We start from the raw sequence: 22,889 nt of genomic DNA on the forward strand, positions 1-22,889 counted from the left end.
CGATAGCGCTACGCTTATCGGGCCTACGCCACTGGTGCGTTTGTCTTTGTCGGCCGGATAAGGCGCAGCCGCCATCCGGCATAGAATTGCTAAATCACTTCTTCCGCTGGTATTTCTCGGGTAACTCCGGCACCGGACGTTTGTCATCAATCAGATGACGCACGGTCAGGATCGGATGACGCCAGAGCATTCTGGGTCCAGCCCAACGCATAATTTGCTTCATCTCTTCGCGTTTAGCGGGCTGGTAACAGTGCACCGGACACTGTTTGCAGGCCGGTTTTTCCTCACCAAATACGCATTTATCCAGGCGCTTTTGCGCATAGGCAAACAACGCATCGTAATGCCCCGGTTCATCTGAAGCCTGCGGACACTGGCTCTCATACAGCGAGATCATTCTCTGGATCGTCATTTTCTCACGTGCAATACGTTTGCCGGACATGATGCCTCCACAATTAAGTTGCATAAATAATACACCTTAACTAAGCGCAGGACTATTACCTGGCGGTGATACATTCCTTAGCACCCTACGCAAATAAGAATTATTTTCATTTGTTTATGCCATGTGCTATATAACATAGCAAAGGCTATATTCGATGATAAATTAACCACTTTGTTGTGAGGGATACTATGCCGCATCTGCCCCATCTAAAGTCATTTCTCCTTGCCAGCGTGTTAACGGCGCTTACGCTGTCACCTGCCTGGGCGAAAGAAAAGTTCAAAGTGATAACCACCTTTACGGTGATTGCCGATATGGCAAGCAACGTGGCAGGTGACGCGGCGGACGTCAGTTCCATCACCAAACCCGGGGCAGAAATTCACGAATATCAACCCACTCCGGGAGATATTAAACGGGCGCAGGGCGCACAGCTTATTCTCTCCAACGGCCTTAACCTCGAACTATGGTTTGCCCGCTTCTATCAAAATTTGTCCGGCGTACCGGAGGTCATGGTTTCAAACGGCGTGCAGCCAATGGGTATCAGCGAAGGGCCGTACAACGGCAAACCGAATCCGCATGCCTGGATGTCAGCGGAGAACGCGCTTATCTACGTGGATAACATTCGCGATGCGCTGATGAAATACGATCCCGACCATGCCGCAACCTACCAGAAAAATGCGGAGAATTATAAAGCGAAAATCCAGCAGACTCTGGCGCCACTGCATGCAGAACTGGCGAAGCTCCCTGCTGATAAACGCTGGCTGGTCACCAGCGAAGGCGCATTCTCTTACCTCGCGCGTGATAACGGCCTGAAAGAGCTGTATCTATGGCCGATCAATGCCGATCAGCAAGGCACGCCCAAGCAGGTACGCAAAGTGATCGATGCGATCAGAAAACATCAAATCCCTACCGTATTTAGCGAAAGCACCGTGTCCGACAAACCTGCGCGTCAGGTCGCCCGCGAGTCTGGCGCGTATTACGGCGGCGTGCTGTATGTCGATTCGCTCAGCGCTGCCGATGGTCCGGTACCGACCTATCTGGATTTACTGCGCGTGACGACAGAAACCATCGTCAGCGGCATCAACGACGGGTTAAGGAGCCAAAAATGAGTCAATCTGCGATTACCGTGAATCAGGTTACGGTGACGTATCGCAACGGCCACACCGCGCTGCGGGATGCCACTTTTCAGGTTCCGGGCGGCTCAATTGCCGCTCTGGTCGGCGTAAACGGTTCGGGAAAATCAACGCTTTTTAAAGCGCTGATGGGTTTTGTCCGGTTGGCGAAAGGGGAAATATCTATTCTGCAACAACCGGTTAATAAGGCGCTCAAACAGAATCTTATCGCCTATGTCCCCCAGTCAGAAGAGGTGGACTGGTCGTTTCCGGTACTGGTGGAAGATGTAGTGATGATGGGCCGCTTTGGCCATATGGGGTGGCTGCGTCGACCAAAACAGATCGACCACGACTGCGTGGATGCGGCGCTGGCGCGGGTAGATATGCTGGACTATCGCCATCGCCAGATAGGTGAACTGTCCGGCGGGCAGAAAAAACGCGTTTTTCTGGCAAGAGCCATCGCACAGGACGGGCAGGTTATTTTACTGGATGAACCCTTCACCGGCGTGGATGTGAAAACCGAGGCCCGGATCATCGATCTGCTGCGTGAACTGCGTGATGAAGGCCGGACTATGCTGGTCTCTACCCATAATCTGGGATCCGTCACCGAATTTTGCGATTACACGGTGATGATTAAGGGCACGGTGCTGGCAAGTGGGCCAACCGAAACCACGTTTACCCACGAGAATCTCGAGCTGGCATTCAGCGGCGTTCTGCGTCACGTCGCGCTGAGCGGCGGTGAACAACACGTGATTACCGATGATGAACGTCCGTTTATTTCGCGACGCGCGGCAAGCGAGGGGGAGTAATCATGAACTGGCTGACGGAGCCGTTTGGCTACCAGTACATGCTCAACGCCATGTGGGTTTCGGCGATGGTCGGCGGCCTGTGCGCATTTCTCTCCTGCTATCTGATGCTTAAAGGCTGGTCGCTGATTGGCGATGCACTGTCGCACTCGATCGTTCCAGGCGTAGCCGGAGCCTATATGTTAGGGCTTCCCTTCGCGCTGGGCGCATTTCTTTCCGGTGGACTGGCGGCGGGCAGCATGCTGTTTCTCAATCAGCGTTCACGCCTGAAGGAAGATGCCATTATCGGGCTGATTTTTTCGTCCTTTTTCGGTATAGGGCTGTTTATGGTGTCGCTTAATCCGATGTCGGTGAACATCCAGACCATTATTCTGGGTAACATCCTGGCGATTGCGCCGGAAGATATCCTGCAACTGGCGATCATCGGCGTGGTTTCGCTGACCATTCTGTTTTTGAAGTGGAAAGATCTGATGGTGGTCTTTTTTGATGAAAACCACGCGCGGTCTATCGGTCTGAATCCGGGTCGGCTGAAGCTGTTGTTTTTTACGCTGCTCTCCGTTTCCACGATCGCCGCACTGCAAACCGTCGGCGCCTTTCTGGTGATTTGCCTGGTGGTTACGCCCGGTGCGACGGCCTGGCTGCTGACCGATCGTTTTCCTCGCCTGCTCACCATCGCCGTGGCGCTCGGCAGCCTGACCAGCTTTTTCGGCGCCTGGCTAAGCTACTGGCTGGACGGTGCAACCGGCGGAATTATCGTCGTTCTGCAAACGCTGCTGTTCCTGCTGGCATTTGTCTTCGCACCAAAACACGGTCTGCTGGCAAATCGCCGCCGCGCCCGTCTGGTGAACAAGGAGCAAGTATGATCTTAACAACGCTGCTGGAACCTTTTCAGTTTAGCTTTATGGTTAATGCGCTGGTCATCTCTACCATCGTCGCTGTGCCCTGCGCGCTGTTGTCGGTATTTTTAGTACTCAAAGGCTGGGCGTTGATGGGCGATGCCATGAGTCATGCCGTTTTCCCAGGGATTGTACTGGCGTGGATTGCGGGCATTCCGCTGGCAATTGGCGCGTTTATCGCCGGTCTGTTCTGCGCGGTGGCGACCGGATACCTCGACGATAACAGCCGCATTAAGCGCGACACCATCATGGGTATTGTTTTCTCCGGGATGTTTGGTGCGGGTCTGGTGCTGTACGTCTCTATCCAGTCAGAAGTCCATCTCGATCATATTCTGTTCGGCGACATGCTGGGCGTATCTTTAAGCGATATCATGCAAACCGCGGTTATTACTCTGGGGATCGCGCTTATCATCGGACTTAAATGGAAAGATTTGCTGCTGCATGCGTTCGACCCACATCAGGCAAAGGCCAGTGGGCTTAACACCGCACTGCTGCATTACGGCCTGTTGTGCATGATCGCCCTGACGATTGTCGCCACGCTAAAATCGGTAGGGATTATTTTGTCAATTTCATTACTGATTGCACCTGGCGCCATCGCGATTTTAATGACGCGGAAATTTTCCCACGCCTTATGGCTGGCGGTGGCGATGTCGGTCATTACCTCATTTATGGGCGTGTACCTGTCATTTTTCATCGACAGCGCGCCGGCTCCCACCATCGTCGTACTATTTTCCCTGCTGTTTGTGATTACCTTTATTTATGCAACCCTGCGCGATAGGCGTTTAGAGAATCAGCTTCAGCTGCAGGATCCGTAAATTATTGGTCAGCTAATGTTCTTGATATTAATATAGCCTCCGCCAGGAGGTTATATTATCGGCAGATTACAGCATCGTGATGATACGTTTAAATAAACGGATTATAGATTACTCTAACGTGAACAACGGTTGTGGCTTGCCAATGTGGTATCCCTGTAACCACCCGACATTCATGTGTTCCAGGTGCATCTGGATTTCGGCACTTTCAACAAACTCGGCGACAACCTGCATACCTTTCATTGCCGCAACCCGGCAGAAAGATTCGATGATATAGCGACTAACCTCACATTTTATAATCCCACGAACGAAAGACCCATCAATCTTCAAAATATCTGCTTCAATGTTCATCAGGCGTTCATAGCTTGCAAACCCGGCACCGAAGTCATCAATCGCGATCCGACATCCCAATTGACGTAGTAAGCGTAGTGTATCCGCCGTGTGTTCTTTATCTGACAGGGTATCAGCCTCGGTTATCTCAAAAATAATCCGTTGCGGAATCACCACATATTCCTGCAACAACGCAGTTATCTTTGCAACGATACCTGAACGACATAGCGTCACTGGCGCCAGGTTAATGGAAAAACAACTCAGCGGATGGTAGCGCATGTACTTCAGGGTGTTCTCAATAACCCAAAGATCGATATCGGGTGCTAACCCTGTGTCGCGTGCAACCGACAGAAAATGGTCAGGGGAAAGAAATTCCCCGTGCTCATTGAGCATGCGGATCAATATCTCATGATAGGATTCATCACCACGAGTACTGACGATAGGCTGGGCCAGCAGGACAAAGGTATTGTGATCCAACGCGTTTTGCAGTGCAGCGCGAACATCCGTTGTATCGGTAGTAGGGTTGCCAAACAGTCGGCTATGCTGTGCCTCAAGGTTTTCCGGCCTGCCGTTGGTCATTGGCGATATGACTTTTGTTATTATTGGAGGGAACATCATATTCATATCAAATTAATAAATAAATACTAATTTATAGATAAAAATGGACATTCCGCGTAGCTGGCATCAGCGGTGAAGAAAAAGACAAAAACCAACATACTGATAATCAACAAAAATCACAAACCCAGTTTTTTCATTATCATTTCAGCTGAGTGCAAAAAAACACGTCAGATGCTTTTAATGTTAACTTTAACATACAAAAAAAGAGAGTTTCCCTCGCTTCATAATTATTTTTCCGTCACTCACTAACTCCTGCAATACTTTGTGGATAGCACTGCGTGAGATATGATTTCGAGCGAGAATGAATGTATACACAGATGTGTTTTCACGCATCTCAGGCTCCATCGACCAAATATATTTCAGGTGTTCAATAATCAATTCACGGATAGTGCGATGCGATTGCAATTTTTCTCGTTGAAAATAGCGTTGCAGATGTAGCGTTAAAATATCAAATGCATGTTTCCAAAGATTCTTTGCAGTGAACAAAAGTTCGGCATTGGGTGCACTCATTGCCCACATTTCACAATCGGTATCACAACGTAAATAGTGTCCGGCAACTTCCGTACGCATTTGTGGCAAGCCGAGGATGGCCGGTGCAGATATACTTACCATCACTAAATCATTTTCCACACGATGAACAGAGACGGCCCCTTTCTCCAGAAACAAGATATTTCCATCACTCTTCAGATCAATACGCTGGCGTTTTTTGCGTAAGGACAGCCAGGCATTATCTGACTTTTTCATTTCATCACCAACAAGCACTACAGCATTTTCAATATCTTTCTGGAACATGGGACTCTCTACCGCAAATTATGGCTTTGTCAAAACGAGGGTGGAATTTTACTCAACACGAAAAATAAATGTCAGCTCACCAACAAGCTGACATTTATTCCCATCTACATCTACCACCGGCATTCCCTGGTGCCGTTGACGCGTTCAGACTCATGCTGTTTTCGCGTGGTGGCGCCAGGCAGTATATGACGCTGTCCATAAAGAATTAATGGCAATCATCTTTGTCGTTGTTATTTCATCTTTCTGTTCTTTTCAATGTAGCCAAAAAGATACAATACATTGATTTATATATAGTTTATTTTCATTAAAAAGTTATCATTGTTGTTATATTATGATACGAAATTGAAACACTTCGCGGTTCTCGCTGCAGGGTCGGGTCCATACTGGTGGTCTTTATGGACTAAGTGGTATCATGACTCGCCAACCGCCTGGCGCACCAGCAAGAGTAGAAACATCATGTCTGAGACTGGCAATGTCAGTTATCTGATTGAAAAAATAATAATATTTACGCCAGCTACACAATCTCTGGCGCGGATAGATCAACCCAATCAGCGGATAAAACTCAAACACTCGGCGTCATTATGTCTTTTATTACTTATTCAACATCGCGGGCAAGTGGTTTCCCAAAACGAACTACTGGAATTCGGCTGGGGTAAAAATCACCGCCAGGTGAGCTTCAACGCCTTTTATCAAAGCATTCTCTCTTTGCGCAAAAGTTTGCTGCAGCTGGAACTGGAGCAACCGCTTATCACCACGATCCCCCGCAAAGGGCTGATCATCCAGGAAGAGTTCAATATTCAGGTGATTGAAACTCCGGAGGAGAGCGTATCTTTTACAGCAGAACCTTTAGTGCCGGATGTCGCCATAGAAGAACTGTCAGATGACACAGCGCGCCAACCTTTGATAACCACTGCTGAAATGGTCATACTTGCCATTACCCTGATAATTTGTGTGCTTATAATGTATCCGTGGCAAACCAGTGATAACTATTTCTCCGGCTATATCACCGCAGACAACGCCCCCACTGACTGTCAGTATTATTTTAATAATGATGCCAGTAATTTCTCCCGACATACGGCATTTATCAACAAAAATCCTAGGCTGTGTCAGAGCCATAAATTTATCTATATCACCACCTACCCTGAATCCAAGAAATTATCCGTGCTTGTATGTCGCTCACCGATGAAAAACAGGCAGGAAAACGCCTGTCAGTCGGTTTATTACCCACGGTATGATAGCTAATGAATTTTTATTCCCGAACGCCCCGCATCCAGACAGGTATTATCCTGTTGCTTTGTTTTGCTGCGCTAATTGTTACCGCCGTCTACCGGTACAGTAAAAACAATGGTCAGTTACATAATCTGACCTGTCGGTCTGCCATCGAGATTGTACGCAATACAAGCTCATTCCGAGGGATCATTGATATCAAAACCGGCGGCAGCAAAGGTATTGTGAATATTGATGGCATTATCAAAGATGCCGAAAATAATGAGCAGACCGTGCAACGCATGGTACTTTTTACACAATCCAGCTACGGCTCAAGCCCGGTTTGGATTTCGCAGAAAATCCAAATATCCAATCGCGAAACAGCACCCGCCAGTCTCATTCAGGAACTCCTCCCCGACTTCTTCCTGACCAACACCAGCGTATCCAACGTCGATTTTTTTGCGCTGAATAGAGAGACGTATTTGATTACCAAAGAGGGGATCCCCTATCTGTACTGCCAGAATTATGCGTTGCCGGAAAATGAATAATCAATAAGCGAAGATTAAATAAGAGCAAAAACGATTTGAAAGAGTCACTTGATACGGACTTCACGAACCACACGCCAGTGATGCCTTGGTGTGTTAATGCTGATTAATAAAGATTATTTTCTCTCATAATATAAAAACCCTATTCTAACCTACACTACCATAACTCACTGATTATGCGAACATTGTTACCCTGCTCGTCCAGCGTTATAACTCTCTGGTTTTCCAATAATCCCTTCCCTCTCTGACCGCCGGTAATAAATGTCACCGACAGTTGTATATTGATGCAACGATGATTTTATAGCTCGGGCGACTTTTCAGGCGCAGAGTTAGCGGCGAAATTTGACGGTGTGCCAAGCTGATATTCTGCAATGCGGCACAATCATCCGGTCAGACAGGTATTGAGCATGTTCATAACCCGATTGATTGCCCTGCCCGGGAGTCCACTTTAGCCCAGGGCCGACACAGTAATTGTATCTAACACGTTTATTTTATTAAGCTTTTGATAACAATTAGTTAATTAATTTATTCATTCGCCTATTCCTCTGTTCTGCAAAAACGTCATTTGCAGCTTTTGTCCATCATCTAACCAGTAATTACTTTCTTAACGCTAGCCTCTTCATCCCCTCGCTCATGATATAAATTTATAAAAAACATTAAAAATAGCGTTTTAATCTTAAAAAAATAATTTAATCGATATTTACATTTACCAAATATGCAAACAATGGTCTTATATTCCAACCTTACAGCGTGACGCGAAATGTTGTTCTGCAACCGAATGCGCCACTCCAGAGAAGGTGAAATGAATCATCAACATCTGTTCAGATGCCAGGGATGATGTAGCGCGAACCAGGGAGCAGGGAAAAAGTTTCACGCTACTGACAAAAGTAAATTTGATTATGAAAATGGGATATACACAAATGTTTAACAAAACATTCATCGTAGCGGCATTGATGGTTTCCGGCTCTGCATTTGCAGCTGAATCAACCGGCGTAGCGGGTGGCACTATTACCTTTAACGGTTCAGTGTCCGATACCACCTGTAACGTGGTGACCAATAACGGTTCAGACTTCACGGTAAACCTTTCCCCTATTGCTGTGGGTGATATGGGCACCACCGCCGGTGTTGTTAAAACCAACGCCAAAGACTTCACCATGAATCTGAAAAACTGCTCTGCGGCATCGGACGAAGCTAAAACGCTTAAAATCACTTTCAGCAGCAGCAACCTGTCGGATGACGCTAAATACCTGAAAAACTACAGCGACAATGGCGCCGAGGGTGTGGGTATTGCGCTAACCAAAGACGGTAACACTGCCGTACCGTTTGATACCGCTTTCGATACTGGTCTGAGTTCCGCTGACGCTGCCACCGAAGATGGCGTCACACTGACCATGTATGCCAACTACTACAACTACGGTGGCGCGGCCGTAACAACCGGTAAAGTAGTTACTGACGCAACTTATTCCTTCAGCTACGACTAACTCATTCAGCCGGGGTCTCCCCGGCTCTCCTCTACGACATTATGAAAACTCTGATATTTTTTCTTGCGGCTACGTTCATTTCCATGAATGCCAGCGCAAGCGTTGTGATCAACGAAACGCGTGTTATTTATCCGGCCAGCGCCAAATTTGTGTCGGTGCAACTGGTAAACGACAGCGAACAAACCCATCTGGTGCAGTCCTGGATTGACGAGGGCGATGCTTCCGCCGCGCCGGAGAAAGTCAAAGTGCCGTTTTCTCTGCTGCCTCCGGTCGTAAAAATGAGCGGACACGCCGGACAGGCTCTGAAAATCTCGGCGATGAACACCCATTCGCTGCCAAAAGACCGCGAAAGTGTGTTCTGGCTTAACGTTCTGGATGTCCCTCCCGTCCCTGAAGGGAGTGGAGATAGCTACCTACAAGTGGCCATTCGCAATCGTATAAAACTGTTCTATCGTCCGGATCAACTGAGCGATCTCGACAGCAGCGTGGCGGAGAAAATTACCGTTTCGACTTCTGGCGGTCACACCTGCCTGAAGAATAATTCGCCATATTACATGACCATCCCTCAGGTCGTGACATGGCAGGGGGGCGAGCTAAAGCAAAGCCGAAAAGATAATTTACTGGCTGAGACTGCGTTTATACCGCCGTTTGGCTGCGCGCTGGTATCCAGCAAAATTCAGTCCGGTGGGCAATATCGCCTTACCTGGCTTGATGATTATGGCGCAAAGAGATTCAGCACTATCCACTGATATCCCAGATAAATGACTCCAGGTTCAATTCTGATGAAAAACAGTTCTCTGTTTCGTATAAGTTTGCTAGTTCACTCTGTCAGCCTCGCGATATTTTCATACGGCGCGTTGGCGGAGGATTTTAATAGCAGCCTGCTGGTAGGTAATTCAGCAGATATGGACTGGAGTAATTCTCGGCTGGTTATGACGCCGGGGGCTTATGATTTGGATGTTTATGTGAATAACGTCTGGCGCGGGAAATTTAATATTTCCGTCGCTAATGACGATAAAGGTACTCTGCTTATTAATAAAGACGACGCATCTCTACTGGATATTCAGGGGCTGGATGATATTGTAAATAAAAGCACCGCTGAAAAGCTCGACGTTAATACCCTGCTACACGGAGGGAAAAGCGCCCTGATACCCGGCACACTGCGTCTGGATTTAGAAGTACCTCAGGCTTTCGTAAAAGAATATAGCCGTAACTGGGTGTCACCGCAAAAATGGGATCAGGGAATTAATGGCCTGTATACCAATTACAATTTCAACTATTACAATTTTCACGGCCTGCAGAATGGCTATAGTGACAGCGATAATCTGTATTTATCGCTGAACAGCGGACTAAACCTGTATGGCTGGCATTTTCTCGATAGCTCATCGTGGATGCGCTACAGCGCAATGAACAAAGGTAGCTGGATAAATACCACGCGTTTTGTTGAAAAACCAATTGCGGCAATCGATTCGGTACTGCGCATTGGTCGAAGCTATACGACGTCTGATTATTTTGACACGGTCCGTTTTCGTGGGGTGACACTGAATAAAAGTCGTCAGATGTTACCGGACAGCGAAAACGTTTATATGCCGGTGATCGAAGGTGTTGCAACCAGTTCAGCGGTGGTCAGTATCTCCCAGGATGGTCATATCATCCACCAGATCAATGTCCCGCCAGGTCCCTTTGCCATCCGCGATCTGATGCCAACCGGCTCACGCAGCGATTTATCCGTCGAGGTAAAAAACACTGGCGGCAACATTGAGCACTTCATTGTGCCATTCTCCTCGATCCCGGATATGCAGCGCCCCGGCAGCAGCGACTATCAGATTAACGTCGGGGCTGTGGACATGCGCAACGTCGACGATAGCAGCCATTTTACCCAGGTGAGCTATTCACGTGGGGTGAATAACTACCTCACCGCGTCAGCGGGCGGGATCTGGAGCCAGGATTATCAGTCTCTGCTTCTGGGAGGAGCGGTTTCCGTCCCCTACGCTGGGTCACTCTCGGCTTCCGTGGAGGAGTCGCAGTATCGTCTGCCTGGCGAGAGCCGTCGCCACGGAGAAAAATACGCGCTGTCCTGGAGTAAATACTTCCCGACCCGCACCAATATTCGCTGGCTTCGTATTATTACCGTACTCAGGATTACGCTTCTTTTAGCGATTATATCCTGACCAAATCCAATATTAAGGATTATGGCGGAACGGGCACCTCAACGATCAACAGCAAACAAGCCTTTAGCGCCAATATTAATCAGCCGCTGGGGGAACAATTTGGAAGACTGTCACTTTCAGCCTACTGGCGCGATTACTGGCGCGGTCAGAAAAGTAGCCGTCAGTACAACCTGACCTGGAGCAATGCCAGTCACGGCATCAACTACTCGGTTTCGCTGCGCCGCTCGGAGGTTACGCAGTCCTATTACGACTATGAAACCAATTATGAAGGCGACCTGGTGAGCGCGTTGCGTTCACGCGGTAAGACGGAAAACAACCTCTATTTTTCTGTCACGATACCGATGTCGATATTCGGCAGCGGCGGCAGCCTGTCTTCTCATGCCAGCGTGCAGAACGGCAAATATTCCTCTTCTGACGTCAGCATGAGCGGGAATATGCATGATGTTGACTACAGCCTGATGCTGAGCCACGACAGTGACAACGATTCGCGGGCAGCCGATCTCTACACCAGCTGGAAAAATGACTATACCAGCATGAACAGCGGCGCGACCCTGGCCCGTGAATATCGCCAGCTAAGCTTGGGTGCCAGCGGCAATCTGCTGGCATGGAAGGGTGGGCTGCTGGCGTCTCCTCATAACGGACGTAATTTTGTCATTATTGAAGCGCCAGGAGTGGTGAACGCGGTCGTTAACGGCGATACCTCCGCACACACCAACAGCAAAGGTATCGCCCTCATCACCAGCGCGACACCGTACCGACAGAATAATTTCCATCTGGAGCAGGATGGAACCCAAAAAAGCGACGTCGACCTTGAAGGTAATTTACTCAATGTGGCGCCGTACGAAGGCAGTATCAGCTGGCTGAAGTACAAAACTGACACGCGCAGACTCTTCACTTTTGATGTGCAAACCGCGGAAGGGGGTCAGTTACCGTTTGGCGCGGTTGTCAGCGGTGCCGGGAATGAAGAAGTCGGCTATGTCGCACAGGGGAGTCAGATTTTTATTAAGTCAGAGACGCTTCCCGCCAGCCTGAAAGTGAATATCAGCAAAGGCAAAACTAAAAAATTCTGCACTATTTCCCAGCCTGCAGAGCATGCTGAAAATATTTGTCGCTAACTCAGTTTACTCAGCTAACAGAATCAATCATGAAAAAACTATTTTATCTTATGGTTACGGCCATAATACTGACTGCACTCCCAATATTATCTGCACAAGCACAGTCGCAGGCTCAGTCTCGCGGTGTAACAGGCGATACCTGCCGTAATTCCGGCATACTTTTTACCAGCGTCGCAGAATCGGATAAGTCGCTAAATCTTTCATCGGCTTTCGTGAATTCAAACGTCGTTGAATATTCCTATACCACCAGTTGGTCGGGTAGTATGACCTGTACTTACGGGAATATTGGGATCGGTGGTCTGGCGCAAGACCACTTATATTATTTTACCGGTTTCAACGGTTCTCCTGTTTATTTGAATTTCAACAGTGCGGATGGTGAAAGTAGCTACTGGATAAAATTAACGGCCACCATTAGTGGCGATACCAAAGTGACTGTCAGCGGTATCGTGGGCATTCACTCTCTGTCATATCAGACACAATATACGCTGCGGGCGGAATTAATGTCGGCTCCGCCTGTGGGCATGGAAAGCTATACCAAAACCACAACCAGCGGCGCACTGTCGGTCATACCTGCGGTGATGAGCGGTACCGGAAGCGGCTCCAGCTCACCGTTCCTTTCCAGCAAAACATATGCTTATCGCGCCTGGTCCAATATGATGTCTGAAACCGCACGCAAAAGCTGGAATACCGATTATTTTATTGCTTATGAGAAGCTGACGATTCAGTTTGAGCCAAAAGAAACAACCTGCAATATGACGCGGGACATGAGCGTGAAATTACCCCCTGCTCCGTTTAGCGTCCTGAAAAAAAATGGAAAGGCAGCTGGTGCCGATTTCACGATCCCGCTGAAGTGCGGCAACCTGGCCGGAATTAAAACGTCTACCCGCAATGTTAAGGCCTGGTTATCCAGCAATGATTTAGTCAGTTCTGATACCAGCTACCAGATAATGGTCAACGATGAAACCACGGCGGGAGGGGTAGGTATTGCCATTCGTAGCCGGATGTTTATGGGTGACTATGATGAGGTGCAAATATCCAGTAGCAATAATATGGAACATGCCTCACAAATATTAGATATCGCTAAAGATGATGATATAAGCAATACGCAATACATTTATCTTCATGCTTATTACAAAGTTTATAACGCATCAGCATTATCAACCGGTAGCGTGGTGGCGACTGCGCAGATAATGTTTGGCTACGATTAACCCCCCTATTTTACTGTGGCCCAGACGGGCTACAGTAAGTTTTTAATTTAATTCTCTTAAAGGATTTTATGAAAATATCTGTTCAAACCGTGCTTGATCTTCTGCACAGCATTATGCACCCGCTTTCTCCTGAACTGGTGCATCATTTGCAACGCACGGGTCTCATTTGCTGGTATCTCGGGAATCGAGCAGGTTTTGACAGTGCAGCCATCAATAACGCCTGGCTTGCGGGTATGTTGCACAATATCGGGGCGCTGAGCAAAGTGCATCCCTTCAGTGGCGCCCATGGTAAAGCCTTTATTGAAGAGCATGGACGACTTGGCGCCTCAATGATGTCCGGCGTACGTTTTTTACAGCCAGTGACCGTAATTCTTGAAACGCGCCACGCGGATGCCTTGGGTTACACGCAGAATACAATGCTAAATACCTGGCATCTGGTGCATCTGGCCGATGAGTTTGAGCTGTGGCTGCGCGGGATTGAAGGTGACTATGTGGCCCAACGGCATAATATTGTTTCCGGTTTTCTGGCCAGTAGCCCACTATGGCCATCGTGCCTGGTCGAGGCGCTACAGGATGCCAGCCATGAGGATGGTTTCTGGTTTCGCCTGAGTTCGCCCTCATTACAACAGGTGCTGCGCGTTATCAGCCCGCTCAATGATGTGGTGCTGGATCACCATGATTTTCTGGAGGTCTGCCTGCTGATTTCGAATATCGTCGATAAATACAGCAGCTTTACGCAGAGTCACAGTACCAGCGTGGCTCACGTGGCGGCGAAGCTTGCGGAGCTGTACGGCTGCGATCGCTACACCCAGGATAAAATCCGCATCGCGGGGTACCTGCACGATATTGGCAAGCTGGGTATTCCACTGGAAATCCTCGAGAAGCAGGGGAAGCTGGAGCCGGACGAGTACGCGCAAATGAAGCGCCACAGCTATAAGACGCTGGAGATGCTACATCCCATTGAGGAGCTGGGTGAAATCGTACACTGGGCGGCAAGACATCATGAACGCCTCGACGGCAGCGGCTATCCTTTTCGCCTGGGCGCGGCTGCGCTGGATATCCCTTCGCGTATTATTGCTGTGGCTGATGTTTTCACCGCGATGACCGAGAACCGCCCCTATCGTCAGGGGATGTCCAGCGAAAACGCATTGATTATTCTGGAGGAAGAGGCGTCAAATTTTCGTCTGGATCGGGACATTGTCGATCTGCTAAGCCATAATATTGCAGTGCTCAGACCTTTGGTTGCGATGTACTAAGCCAGGCATAACCCGAAATCGCAGCCGCGCAGAATGCATATTGTATAAATTTACCGAAAGAAAACGCGAATGAAATATTTGATAGCCAATAGAGTCATTTACGATAGCGAGAGCGGGGAACTTGTGGTCAAGGAACCCGGAAACGAGCAAAGTAAAAGGCTAACAAATACCGCTAACCGTATTCTTTCGTTACTGATTGCGTCGCCAGGCCGGGTACTTGAACGCGATTATCTTCTGGATAAAGTCTGGGAGGAAGCGGGCCATCCGGGTTCCAGTTCATCGCTGAGCCAGTACATTAGTATCCTCAGAAAAACATTAACATCCTTAATATTCATTGAGGAAATTATTGTAGCCGTACCCAAGGTGGGCTTTTACTTCTCACCAGAAATCGCCGTTGAACTGCAGAATGATGAAGAAATGGTGAGTACCACACCTCTTCCGGTATCCCTGCGTAAGGCGGCAACGAAGGATAAAAAAAACCTCTGGCTGATTGCGGCTATCGCGTTTTTGCTGCTGGCCAACCTTTGGATACTCAGCCAGAAACAGGGTTCACCGCGTTTTGCAGCCGAATACAGTATTGGTGAAATCGGGAACTGCAAATTTACTGCCTATGAAGATTTATCGGAGGAAGTTGACCCTCAGGTCATGAATATTATCCGTCAGCTACAGCCTGAACTTGAGCTAAAGTGCGCCCGGAAACCCGCGCAGATTATGGTTTATTTTCAACCCAGTGTTCTTTACGGTAGTCATGGTCGGTTTTTCTACTCTTATTGTCCAACAGATAAGGCAACAGCAAAAATTGTCTATTGTGAGAACCATTATGCTTTTAACTGGAAATTAAAATGAAGCTGATGACAACCTTAGTGCTGGCAGTGGTCGCGTTGATTTGTCTGTTAACATGGCAACTAAGCCTGCGATCGGGTGTTTATTTTGACAAACGCTGCTTTGCGAATATCACCTATGTTGACGCTTCGGATCACGCTCTCTTATTCAAAGGAAATATCACGTTTGAATTTAACAAGAACGAAACGGGCGTATTTAATCTTTCCGGCAACATTGACTATCAGGGGCGTCAATATCGATTGTCGCGTTATATAACATTTACCTATCATAACGTCAGTGGCAACCAGTATCGTATGAATACGACGACAAAAGATATCATGGCTCACGATAATGTGCCGGAAGACATTACCCTGCTGACAACAAAAATATTTGGGATGGAAGGGGAATACGTTATCTCCTTAGACAAAAAAGACAATAACTATATTACGATTGCAAATACCTTATCACCCTTAATGAACTGTGTGATTCAATAACAGGGATAGTGTTATACATTCACTATGAAAAGAAATAATTGTGTCAATTGTGAAGAGTGCGGTTTTGCAGAACTGTGCTCCGCCTATCTGTTCAGGCAGAAAGATCCATTGTTTATCCGCAATCTGGAGACAAAAAAGAAGATTGCCAGAGGTGAATATATTTATCGTCGGGGAGAGAAAATAGACGAGCTGTATGCCCTACGTAGCGGGGCCGCTAAGGTTTACGATGCGCGCGGGCAACTGATGGGGATCGTTTTGCCAGGACAGGTGATGGGCGTGGAGGAGCTGCACATCGGGTACAGTCAGCAGGATATTCAAGCCGCAACGGAAATAGAAGTTTGCGTACTGAGAAGCGATCATTTCTACGAAATGAGCCAGCTGATGCCAGGGTTTACAGATTTTATTGTCAGGATCCTGTCACGTTCGGCGCAGGAAAAACAGCAATTTATTTCAGTATTGACCAAAAGTGATACCTTGCAGAAGGTTCAATATTTCCTGCAACTGTTGTCTCGCACTTATAAAGAGTATGGCTTTGAGCATCTCAACCTTGAGTTACCGATCAGTAAGAAAGAACTGGCCCAGGTTCTGGGCATTTCGATATCCACCTTGTCGCGTGCCCTGGATAGCCTGAAGGATCAGGGGATTATTTCCATGCTAAATAAAAAAGAGATAACGCTAATGGTGTCAGACAAAAAATAGCGTCTGAATGAGGATGTTCTTGTAATTTCTTAGTTTCATCTCAAAAAATCAGTAAATCATTTATTGTCCAGTGTATCACTTTGAGGAAAGCACCGGACTCATTTTTCTTAAAAACAAAGAGTTAAGGTTTTTCCCAATGTCGTTTGTCGTATTCTCTGATGATATTTTTTTTACCCGGTCTGCGGGAGGGCTGATGCCAATAGATAGCCTGCGCGAAGAGAACTTATGTATTATTGATATTGAATCTTTCTTCAGCTTGCATGATATTAAACATCGTGTTTGCAATGAACTGACCGACGGCTATTCTATCATTTTTGTAAAAGGCCGTGGAATGTTATCAAAGGTGCTTTCATCACTGGAGGGTATCTCCAGAACCGCCTCTGTAACGGAGTTTATCCGGTATATTAATGAAGGCCGAAGATATACTGTCTATCATATACTCACCATAATTGATTCTTTGCGGGAGCTACGTAACCTTACCCATACCGAGATTTCCGTAGCCTGTGCGTTACGCCGACAAATAAATATTACTGCCACATCCCAACTTCTGCACTGCTCAACGAAAGCAGTGTATCAGCGGGTATCAGCCTTGGCTCAGAAAATGAACCTCAGATACGGTACCCAAATCCAGTATTTCTTGTACCGCGAATATACTATTGAGGAACTCCAGCAGATAAATTGCATGAAACATCGTCCTGATACCGGTGTATTCCAGAATAATGGATCGACCCCACATCTGTAAGCAGATTCGATCCTCACGACGAGGCCTGTCTAATGGCCTCCGGACTGAGGTATCGCCCCGGTTGTCGTACAGGTTGAATCACCACAGATTTAACAGACACCTCAGAGTCATTTATGGACTTATCTTTGTCGCCAGGCTTCATCATTTCTACCGCTTTAAACGAAAGTAGCTTTCCCTCTTGTTTTCCTGCCATAAAGACTCCGTTATCATGCACCTTATGCAATCATGAACATCAAGGTAGGTTACTCTGTATATGCCCATATTTTACCCAGGTATAGGTTGGCAAGGCACACTTTAACCCACCTTTAAATGTAGGATTTCATGATATTCGATGAGACAACGTGAAACTTAATGATAACCAAAAAATCACTAACTCATTAAAAATTAAGAAAATGGACATCATAAACCAATGAGTACAATAGAAAACTTAGACTCCCACACCCCCATGATGCAGCAGTATCTCAAGCTGAAAGCTCAGCACCCGGAAATACTGCTGTTTTACCGCATGGGCGACTTTTACGAACTGTTTTATGACGATGCGAAACGCGCGTCTCAGCTGCTTGATATATCCCTGACCAAACGCGGCGCATCTGCAGGCGAGCCAATCCCGATGGCAGGCATTCCTCATCATGCGGTAGAAAACTACCTCGCCAAGCTGGTCAATCAGGGTGAGTCCGTTGCTATTTGTGAACAGATCGGCGATCCGGCAACCAGCAAAGGCCCGGTTGAGCGCAAAGTGGTACGTATTGTCACACCAGGCACCATCAGTGATGAAGCGTTGTTGCAGGAACGCCAGGACAACCTGCTGGCCGCCATCTGGCAAGACAGTAAAGGGTACGGCTACGCTACGCTGGATATCAGCTCCGGGCGTTTTCGTGTCAGTGAACCCGCTGACCGCGAAACCATGGCCGCGGAATTGCAGCGCACCAACCCCGCTGAATTGCTGTATGCCGAGGATTTTGCCGAAACCTCGCTGATAGAGGGACGTCGCGGCCTGCGTCGTCGTCCGCTGTGGGAATTTGAAATTGATACCGCCCGTCAGCAGTTGAATCTGCAGTTCGGCACGCGGGATCTGATTGGCTTTGGCGTGGAAAACGCCCCACGCGGGTTATGCGCTGCCGGCTGTCTGCTGCAATACGTAAAAGATACCCAGCGCACCTCGCTGCCGCATATTCGTTCCATCACTATGGAGCGTCAGCAGGACAGCATCATTATGGACGCCGCCACACGCCGCAATCTGGAAATCACCCAGAACCTGGCGGGCGGGGTGGAAAACACGCTGGCTTCAGTACTCGACTGCACCGTGACACCGATGGGTAGCCGTATGCTCAAGCGCTGGCTGCATATGCCGGTCCGCGACACAAAAATCCTCACCGAGCGCCAACAGACTATCGGCGCACTGCAGGATACTACCAGCGAATTACAACCCGTGCTGCGTCAGGTAGGCGATCTGGAACGTATTCTGGCGCGTCTGGCCCTGCGTACTGCGCGCCCGCGCGATCTGGCCCGTATGCGTCATGCCTTCCAGCAATTACCCGAACTGCGCGCGCAACTGGAAAACGTAGACAGCGCCCCCGTGCAGATGTTGCGCGAGAAAATGGGTGAGTTTACTGAGCTGCGTGAACTGTTGGAGCGTGCCGTCGTGGAAGCTCCGCCAGTGCTCGTACGTGACGGCGGCGTCATTGCCCCAGGCTACAATGAAGAGCTTGATGAATGGCGAGAGCTGGCTGATGGCGCCACGGACTACCTCGACAGACTGGAAATCCGCGAACGCGAACGCACCGGTCTGGACACGCTGAAAGTAGGATTTAACGCCGTGCACGGCTACTACATTCAGATCAGCCGTGGGCAAAGTCATCTGGCGCCAATTAACTACGTACGCCGCCAGACATTGAAAAACGCCGAACGCTACATTATTCCGGAACTGAAAGAGTACGAAGACAAAGTTCTGACCTCAAAAGGCAAAGCGCTGGCGCTGGAAAAACAGCTGTATGACGAACTGTTCGACATGCTGCTGCCACACCTGGCTGATTTGCAACAGAGCGCCAGCGCGCTGGCGGAGTTGGACGTGCTGGTCAACCTCGCGGAGCGTGCTTATACCCTAAATTACACCTGTCCGATCTTCACCGATAAACCCGGCATTCGTATTACCGAGGGACGTCATCCGGTGGTTGAACAGGTGCTGACCGAGCCGTTTATCGCCAACCCGCTTAACCTCTCGCCTCAGCGACGGATGCTGATCATCACCGGCCCAAACATGGGGGGTAAAAGTACCTATATGCGCCAGACTGCGTTGATTGCGCTACTGGCCTATATCGGTAGCTACGTTCCGGCACAGAAAGTCGAGATCGGGCCTATCGATCGTATCTTTACCCGCGTGGGCGCGGCGGATGATCTGGCATCGGGTCGTTCCACCTTCATGGTAGAAATGACCGAAACCGCCAACATTCTGCATAACGCCACCGAGAACAGTCTGGTGCTGATGGATGAGATTGGACGCGGCACCTCCACCTACGACGGCCTGTCGCTGGCATGGGCATGCGCAGAAAATCTGGCAAATAAAATCAAAGCATTAACTTTATTTGCGACCCACTACTTCGAACTGACGCAGTTACCGGAGAAGATGGAGGGCGTCGCTAATGTGCATCTGGATGCGTTAGAGCACGGCGATACCATCGCCTTCATGCACAGCGTGCAGGATGGCGCGGCGAGCAAGAGCTATGGTCTGGCAGTCGCTGCCCTGGCTGGCGTACCGAAAGAGGTGATCAAGCGTGCGCGGCAAAAACTGCGCGAACTGGAAAGCATCGCGCCAAATGTTGCCGCAACCCAGGTCGACGGCACGCAGATGTCGCTGCTGTCAGTACCGGAAGAAACGTCACCCGCCGTTGATGCGCTGGAAAATCTCGACCCGGATTCACTAACGCCTCGCCAGGCGCTGGAGTGGATCTACCGGTTGAAAAGTCTGGTGTAGCAAAAAGAGCCCGATAGCGGTAGCCCTAAAGAAAAAGGCCAGTCCCAATGAGACTGGCCTTTCTTGATAGAACTTGTGCTTACTCGCGGAAAAGCGCTTCGATATTCAGTCCCTGAGTCTGCAGAATTTCACGCAGACGACGCAGACCTTCAACCTGAATCTGGCGAACACGTTCACGAGTGAGACCAATTTCACGGCCCACATCTTCCAGTGTCGCAGCTTCGTACCCCAGCAGACCAAAACGACGTGCCAGCACTTCACGCTGCTTGGCGTTCAGTTCGAACAGCCATTTGACGATGCTCTGTTTCATATCATCGTCTTGCGTGGTGTCTTCCGGACCGTTTTCCTTTTCATCGGCCAGAATATCCAGCAACGCTTTTTCGGAATCGCCACCCAGCGGGGTGTCTACCGAGGTAATGCGCTCGTTGAGTCGGAGCATACGGCTGACGTCATCAACCGGTTTATCCAGTTGTTCAGCAATCTCTTCTGCACTCGGTTCGTGGTCCAGTTTATGCGACAACTCACGCGCGGTACGCAGATAGACGTTCAGCTCTTTTACAATGTGAATCGGCAGTCGGATCGTACGGGTTTGGTTCATAATCGCCCGTTCGATCGTCTGGCGGATCCACCAGGTTGCGTATGTTGAGAAGCGGAACCCACGTTCCGGGTCAAACTTCTCGACGGCACGGATAAGCCCTAAATTGCCCTCTTCAATCAGGTCCAGCAATGCCAGACCACGATTGCCATAACGACGAGCAATTTTCACCACCAGACGCAGGTTACTTTCAATCATGCGACGGCGAGATGCGACATCTCCACGCAGTGCGCGACGCGCAAAATAAACTTCTTCTTCGGCTGTTAACAGTGGTGAATAACCAATCTCACCAAGGTAAAGCTGAGTCGCGTCCAACACACGCTGTGTGGCCCCCTGCGATAACAGCTCTTCTTCAGCCAGGTCGTTATCACTGGGTTCCTCTTCACTCAAGGCTTTTTCATCAAAAGCCTCTACTCCGTTCTCATCAAATTCCGCATCTTCATTTAAATCATGAACTTTCAGCGTATTCTGACTCATAAAGGTGGCTCCTACCCGTGATCCCTAACGGAACTAGCACGTGAAAGCCTGGTTCCGCCTAATTATCGCTGCGGTAAATAGCGCAGCGGGTTTACGGATTTCCCCTTGTAACGAATTTCAAAATGCAAGCGTGTTGAACTGGTTCCGGTGCTACCCATGGTAGCTATTTTCTGCCCCGCCTTGATTTCTTGTTGTTCCCGGACCAGCATTGTATCGTTATGGGCGTAGGCGCTCAGGTAATCATCGTTATGTTTGATGATAATAAGATTACCGTAACCACGCAGCGCATTACCGGCATAGACGACGCGTCCATCTGCGGTCGCGACAATAGCCTGTCCTTTGCTGCCTGCAATGTCGATCCCTTTATTGCCACCTTCGGTAGCTGCAAAGTTTTCGATCACTTTGCCGTCAGTCGGCCAGCGCCATGTAGAGATTGGCGAGCTAGTCGACGTTGAGCTTGCAGTTGATTCGGTTGTGCTAACTGCTGGAGCCGTTACAGGCGCTGTGACCACAGTCCCAGCAGGCTTGTTGTTCGGCAACATTTTGTTAGCACTTTGTTCACCTGAATCCTCAGAATACGTAATTGTTGGTTTCGAAGCAACAGCAACGGTGGAATTTTGTGCAGGGTTGGTCACAACTCCTTGCTGTGCTGCATCCGCCTGGGTGATGGCATTGCCACCGGTAATCGGTGCACCAGACGCGTTGCCCACTTGCAGAGTTTGACCGACATTCAGGCCATACGGGGCCGGAACGTTATTGCGTTGTGCGAGGTCACGGAAATCGTTCCCGGTGATCCAGGCAATATAGAAAAGGGTATCGCCTTTCTTAACAGTATAGGTACTGCCGCCCGTGTAGCTACCTTTCGGAATATTCCCATACTTACGATTGTATACAATACGACCGTTTTCCATCTGCACAGGCTGTTGAGCAACAGGCTGGATTTGCGTTGGCTGTGTGGTTGGTTGCTGCACCGACTGGATCTGTGGCGTCTGCTGTACGGTCGACGTCGAGCCCATTTTGGGTGGAGGCGTAATCAGCATGCCAGAACTGGTGTTCGTTGATGCACTACCGTTAACCGAGCTGACCGGCGCTGGTGGATTCGAGGTGTTTGAACAACCTGCCAGCCATAGTGAAACCAGTGACAATGCCGCAATGCGGCGAACGGTAAATTTGTGGCTTCCCGCGCTCATTTATCCCCCAGGAAAATTGGTTAAAACCAGTGACGTAATCACCGTGCAAGGCCCCGTCACAATACGCTTACTCTTTCGAGAATAACCAGGAAAACTCCAGGTATTCAGCAGCGCT

22 protein-coding genes and 1 pseudogene are annotated in these 22,889 nt (G+C 48.9%); 18 read left to right on the forward strand and 5 right to left on the reverse strand.

Annotated elements, in window-relative coordinates:
• Positions 1-94: 94 nt before the first annotated feature.
• The gene (locus tag B9P82_RS07865) at positions 95-439 is read right to left on the reverse strand and encodes a nitrous oxide-stimulated promoter family protein (RefSeq protein ID WP_003825888.1); all 345 of its coding nucleotides are present in this window, start codon (positions 437-439) and stop codon (positions 95-97) included.
• A 188-nt stretch (positions 440-627) separates the two neighbouring features.
• Between B9P82_RS07865 and B9P82_RS07870 the strand changes: the two genes are divergently transcribed.
• Genes B9P82_RS07870 through sitD form a run of 4 tightly spaced genes read left to right on the forward strand, consistent with a single transcriptional unit; the run spans position 628 to position 4,065 of the window.
• The gene (locus B9P82_RS07870) at positions 628-1,545 is read left to right on the forward strand and encodes a metal ABC transporter substrate-binding protein (protein ID WP_019077550.1); all 918 of its coding nucleotides are present in this window, start codon (positions 628-630) and stop codon (positions 1,543-1,545) included.
• Positions 1,542-2,357 carry an iron/manganese ABC transporter ATP-binding protein SitB gene (gene sitB / locus B9P82_RS07875; RefSeq protein ID WP_019077551.1) on the forward strand — a complete coding sequence of 272 codons (816 nt, stop codon included), beginning with the start codon at positions 1,542-1,544 and terminating at the stop codon, positions 2,355-2,357. The genes B9P82_RS07870 and sitB overlap by 4 nt, the downstream gene beginning before the upstream one ends.
• A 2-nt stretch (positions 2,358-2,359) precedes the next feature.
• Positions 2,360-3,217, forward strand: a complete 858-nt coding sequence (gene sitC / locus B9P82_RS07880; protein ID WP_016154199.1) for an iron/manganese ABC transporter permease subunit SitC — start codon at positions 2,360-2,362, stop codon at positions 3,215-3,217.
• Positions 3,214-4,065: an iron/manganese ABC transporter permease subunit SitD gene (gene sitD, locus B9P82_RS07885; RefSeq protein ID WP_016154200.1), complete on the forward strand. Its 852-nt coding sequence runs from the start codon at positions 3,214-3,216 to the stop codon at positions 4,063-4,065. Before sitC ends, sitD begins: the two co-directional genes overlap by 4 nt.
• A 108-nt stretch (positions 4,066-4,173) precedes the next feature.
• Here sitD and B9P82_RS07890 read toward each other — a convergent pair whose 3' ends face one another.
• On the reverse strand, positions 4,174-4,971 hold the full coding sequence (locus tag B9P82_RS07890; RefSeq protein WP_019077553.1) for an EAL domain-containing protein: 798 nt from the start codon (positions 4,969-4,971) through the stop codon (positions 4,174-4,176).
• A gap of 228 nt (positions 4,972-5,199) precedes the next feature.
• On the reverse strand, positions 5,200-5,802 hold the full coding sequence (locus B9P82_RS07895) for a helix-turn-helix domain-containing protein (RefSeq protein ID WP_016154202.1): 603 nt from the start codon (positions 5,800-5,802) through the stop codon (positions 5,200-5,202).
• A 456-nt stretch (positions 5,803-6,258) separates the two neighbouring features.
• Between B9P82_RS07895 and B9P82_RS07900 the strand changes: the two genes are divergently transcribed.
• The 13 genes and pseudogenes from B9P82_RS07900 (at position 6,259) to mutS (ending at position 20,512) form a co-directional block, all read left to right on the forward strand.
• Positions 6,259-7,044: a winged helix-turn-helix domain-containing protein gene (locus tag B9P82_RS07900; RefSeq protein ID WP_075847531.1), complete on the forward strand. Its 786-nt coding sequence runs from the start codon at positions 6,259-6,261 to the stop codon at positions 7,042-7,044.
• Positions 7,044-7,556, forward strand: coding sequence for a hypothetical protein (locus B9P82_RS07905; protein ID WP_016154204.1), 513 nt, complete (start codon positions 7,044-7,046; stop codon positions 7,554-7,556). Before B9P82_RS07900 ends, B9P82_RS07905 begins: the two co-directional genes overlap by 1 nt.
• A gap of 917 nt (positions 7,557-8,473) precedes the next feature.
• The gene (locus B9P82_RS07910) at positions 8,474-9,034 is read left to right on the forward strand and encodes a fimbrial protein (protein ID WP_047414269.1); all 561 of its coding nucleotides are present in this window, start codon (positions 8,474-8,476) and stop codon (positions 9,032-9,034) included.
• Positions 9,035-9,117: 83 nt separating this feature from the next.
• A complete protein-coding gene (locus B9P82_RS07915) occupies positions 9,118-9,783 on the forward strand; it encodes a fimbrial biogenesis chaperone (RefSeq protein WP_223952813.1) in 666 nt (221 codons plus the stop codon).
• Positions 9,784-9,939: 156 nt separating this feature from the next.
• Positions 9,940-12,002, forward strand: a pseudogene (locus tag B9P82_RS07920) (fimbria/pilus outer membrane usher protein); the annotation flags it as partial.
• A 105-nt stretch (positions 12,003-12,107) separates the two neighbouring features.
• Entirely contained in the window at positions 12,108-12,320 is a 213-nt protein-coding gene (locus B9P82_RS28855; RefSeq protein WP_246842118.1) for a FimD/PapC C-terminal domain-containing protein, read from the forward strand.
• A gap of 29 nt (positions 12,321-12,349) precedes the next feature.
• Positions 12,350-13,528 (forward strand): fimbrial protein, encoded by a 1,179-nt coding sequence (locus B9P82_RS07925; protein WP_047414273.1) that lies wholly within the window; start codon positions 12,350-12,352, stop codon positions 13,526-13,528.
• Positions 13,529-13,596: 68 nt separating this feature from the next.
• Positions 13,597-14,784 (forward strand): HD-GYP domain-containing protein, encoded by a 1,188-nt coding sequence (locus tag B9P82_RS07930; protein WP_101700160.1) that lies wholly within the window; start codon positions 13,597-13,599, stop codon positions 14,782-14,784.
• 69 nt (positions 14,785-14,853) lie between these two features.
• The gene (locus B9P82_RS07935; protein ID WP_047414277.1) at positions 14,854-15,630 is read left to right on the forward strand and encodes a winged helix-turn-helix domain-containing protein; all 777 of its coding nucleotides are present in this window, start codon (positions 14,854-14,856) and stop codon (positions 15,628-15,630) included.
• Positions 15,627-16,100 (forward strand): hypothetical protein, encoded by a 474-nt coding sequence (locus B9P82_RS07940; protein WP_047414279.1) that lies wholly within the window; start codon positions 15,627-15,629, stop codon positions 16,098-16,100. The genes B9P82_RS07935 and B9P82_RS07940 overlap by 4 nt, the downstream gene beginning before the upstream one ends.
• Positions 16,101-16,124: 24 nt before the next feature.
• Positions 16,125-16,799: a Crp/Fnr family transcriptional regulator gene (locus B9P82_RS07945; protein ID WP_047414281.1), complete on the forward strand. Its 675-nt coding sequence runs from the start codon at positions 16,125-16,127 to the stop codon at positions 16,797-16,799.
• A 136-nt stretch (positions 16,800-16,935) separates the two neighbouring features.
• A complete protein-coding gene (locus B9P82_RS07950) occupies positions 16,936-17,541 on the forward strand; it encodes a hypothetical protein (RefSeq protein WP_047414282.1) in 606 nt (201 codons plus the stop codon).
• Positions 17,542-17,950: 409 nt separating this feature from the next.
• Positions 17,951-20,512, forward strand: a complete 2,562-nt coding sequence (gene mutS / locus B9P82_RS07960; protein WP_101700161.1) for a DNA mismatch repair protein MutS — start codon at positions 17,951-17,953, stop codon at positions 20,510-20,512.
• A gap of 79 nt (positions 20,513-20,591) precedes the next feature.
• On the opposite strand, the gene rpoS is transcribed toward mutS, so the two are convergent.
• Both rpoS and nlpD read right to left on the reverse strand, forming a co-directional pair.
• On the reverse strand, positions 20,592-21,584 hold the full coding sequence (gene rpoS / locus B9P82_RS07965) for an RNA polymerase sigma factor RpoS (RefSeq protein ID WP_000081498.1): 993 nt from the start codon (positions 21,582-21,584) through the stop codon (positions 20,592-20,594).
• A 62-nt stretch (positions 21,585-21,646) separates the two neighbouring features.
• A complete protein-coding gene (gene nlpD, locus B9P82_RS07970; RefSeq protein WP_230330220.1) occupies positions 21,647-22,729 on the reverse strand; it encodes a murein hydrolase activator NlpD in 1,083 nt (360 codons plus the stop codon).
• Between nlpD and B9P82_RS28860 the strand changes: the two genes are divergently transcribed.
• Entirely contained in the window at positions 22,632-22,859 is a 228-nt protein-coding gene (locus B9P82_RS28860; RefSeq protein WP_223870215.1) for a hypothetical protein, read from the forward strand. The two genes, nlpD and B9P82_RS28860, sit on opposite strands and share 98 nt — an antisense overlap.
• Positions 22,860-22,889 lie beyond the last annotated feature (30 nt).

The organism is Citrobacter sp. L55 (genome assembly GCF_002850715.1).
Classification (GTDB): domain Bacteria; phylum Pseudomonadota; class Gammaproteobacteria; order Enterobacterales; family Enterobacteriaceae; genus Citrobacter; species Citrobacter braakii.

Excerpts from the sequence above, each read along its gene's own strand:
- sitB (WP_019077551.1), top strand. The coding sequence starts at position 1,542 with ATGAGTCAATCTGCGATTACCGTGAATCAGGTTACGGTGACGTATCGC.
- B9P82_RS07950 (WP_047414282.1), top strand. The coding sequence starts at position 16,936 with ATGTCGTTTGTCGTATTCTCTGATGATATTTTTTTTACCCGGTCTGCG.
- B9P82_RS07925 (WP_047414273.1), top strand. The coding sequence starts at position 12,350 with ATGAAAAAACTATTTTATCTTATGGTTACGGCCATAATACTGACTGCA.
- B9P82_RS07940 (WP_047414279.1), top strand. The coding sequence starts at position 15,627 with ATGAAGCTGATGACAACCTTAGTGCTGGCAGTGGTCGCGTTGATTTGT.
- B9P82_RS07935 (WP_047414277.1), top strand. The coding sequence starts at position 14,854 with ATGAAATATTTGATAGCCAATAGAGTCATTTACGATAGCGAGAGCGGG.
- sitC (WP_016154199.1), top strand. The coding sequence starts at position 2,360 with ATGAACTGGCTGACGGAGCCGTTTGGCTACCAGTACATGCTCAACGCC.
- B9P82_RS07895 (WP_016154202.1), bottom strand. The coding sequence starts at position 5,802 with ATGTTCCAGAAAGATATTGAAAATGCTGTAGTGCTTGTTGGTGATGAA.
- B9P82_RS07890 (WP_019077553.1), bottom strand. The coding sequence starts at position 4,971 with ATGACCAACGGCAGGCCGGAAAACCTTGAGGCACAGCATAGCCGACTG.
- B9P82_RS07930 (WP_101700160.1), top strand. The coding sequence starts at position 13,597 with ATGAAAATATCTGTTCAAACCGTGCTTGATCTTCTGCACAGCATTATG.
- B9P82_RS07900 (WP_075847531.1), top strand. The coding sequence starts at position 6,259 with ATGTCTGAGACTGGCAATGTCAGTTATCTGATTGAAAAAATAATAATA.
- B9P82_RS07870 (WP_019077550.1), top strand. The coding sequence starts at position 628 with ATGCCGCATCTGCCCCATCTAAAGTCATTTCTCCTTGCCAGCGTGTTA.
- B9P82_RS07910 (WP_047414269.1), top strand. The coding sequence starts at position 8,474 with ATGTTTAACAAAACATTCATCGTAGCGGCATTGATGGTTTCCGGCTCT.
- B9P82_RS07865 (WP_003825888.1), bottom strand. The coding sequence starts at position 439 with ATGTCCGGCAAACGTATTGCACGTGAGAAAATGACGATCCAGAGAATG.
- B9P82_RS07915 (WP_223952813.1), top strand. The coding sequence starts at position 9,118 with ATGAATGCCAGCGCAAGCGTTGTGATCAACGAAACGCGTGTTATTTAT.
- mutS (WP_101700161.1), top strand. The coding sequence starts at position 17,951 with ATGAGTACAATAGAAAACTTAGACTCCCACACCCCCATGATGCAGCAG.
- rpoS (WP_000081498.1), bottom strand. The coding sequence starts at position 21,584 with ATGAGTCAGAATACGCTGAAAGTTCATGATTTAAATGAAGATGCGGAA.
- sitD (WP_016154200.1), top strand. The coding sequence starts at position 3,214 with ATGATCTTAACAACGCTGCTGGAACCTTTTCAGTTTAGCTTTATGGTT.
- B9P82_RS07905 (WP_016154204.1), top strand. The coding sequence starts at position 7,044 with ATGAATTTTTATTCCCGAACGCCCCGCATCCAGACAGGTATTATCCTG.
- B9P82_RS07945 (WP_047414281.1), top strand. The coding sequence starts at position 16,125 with ATGAAAAGAAATAATTGTGTCAATTGTGAAGAGTGCGGTTTTGCAGAA.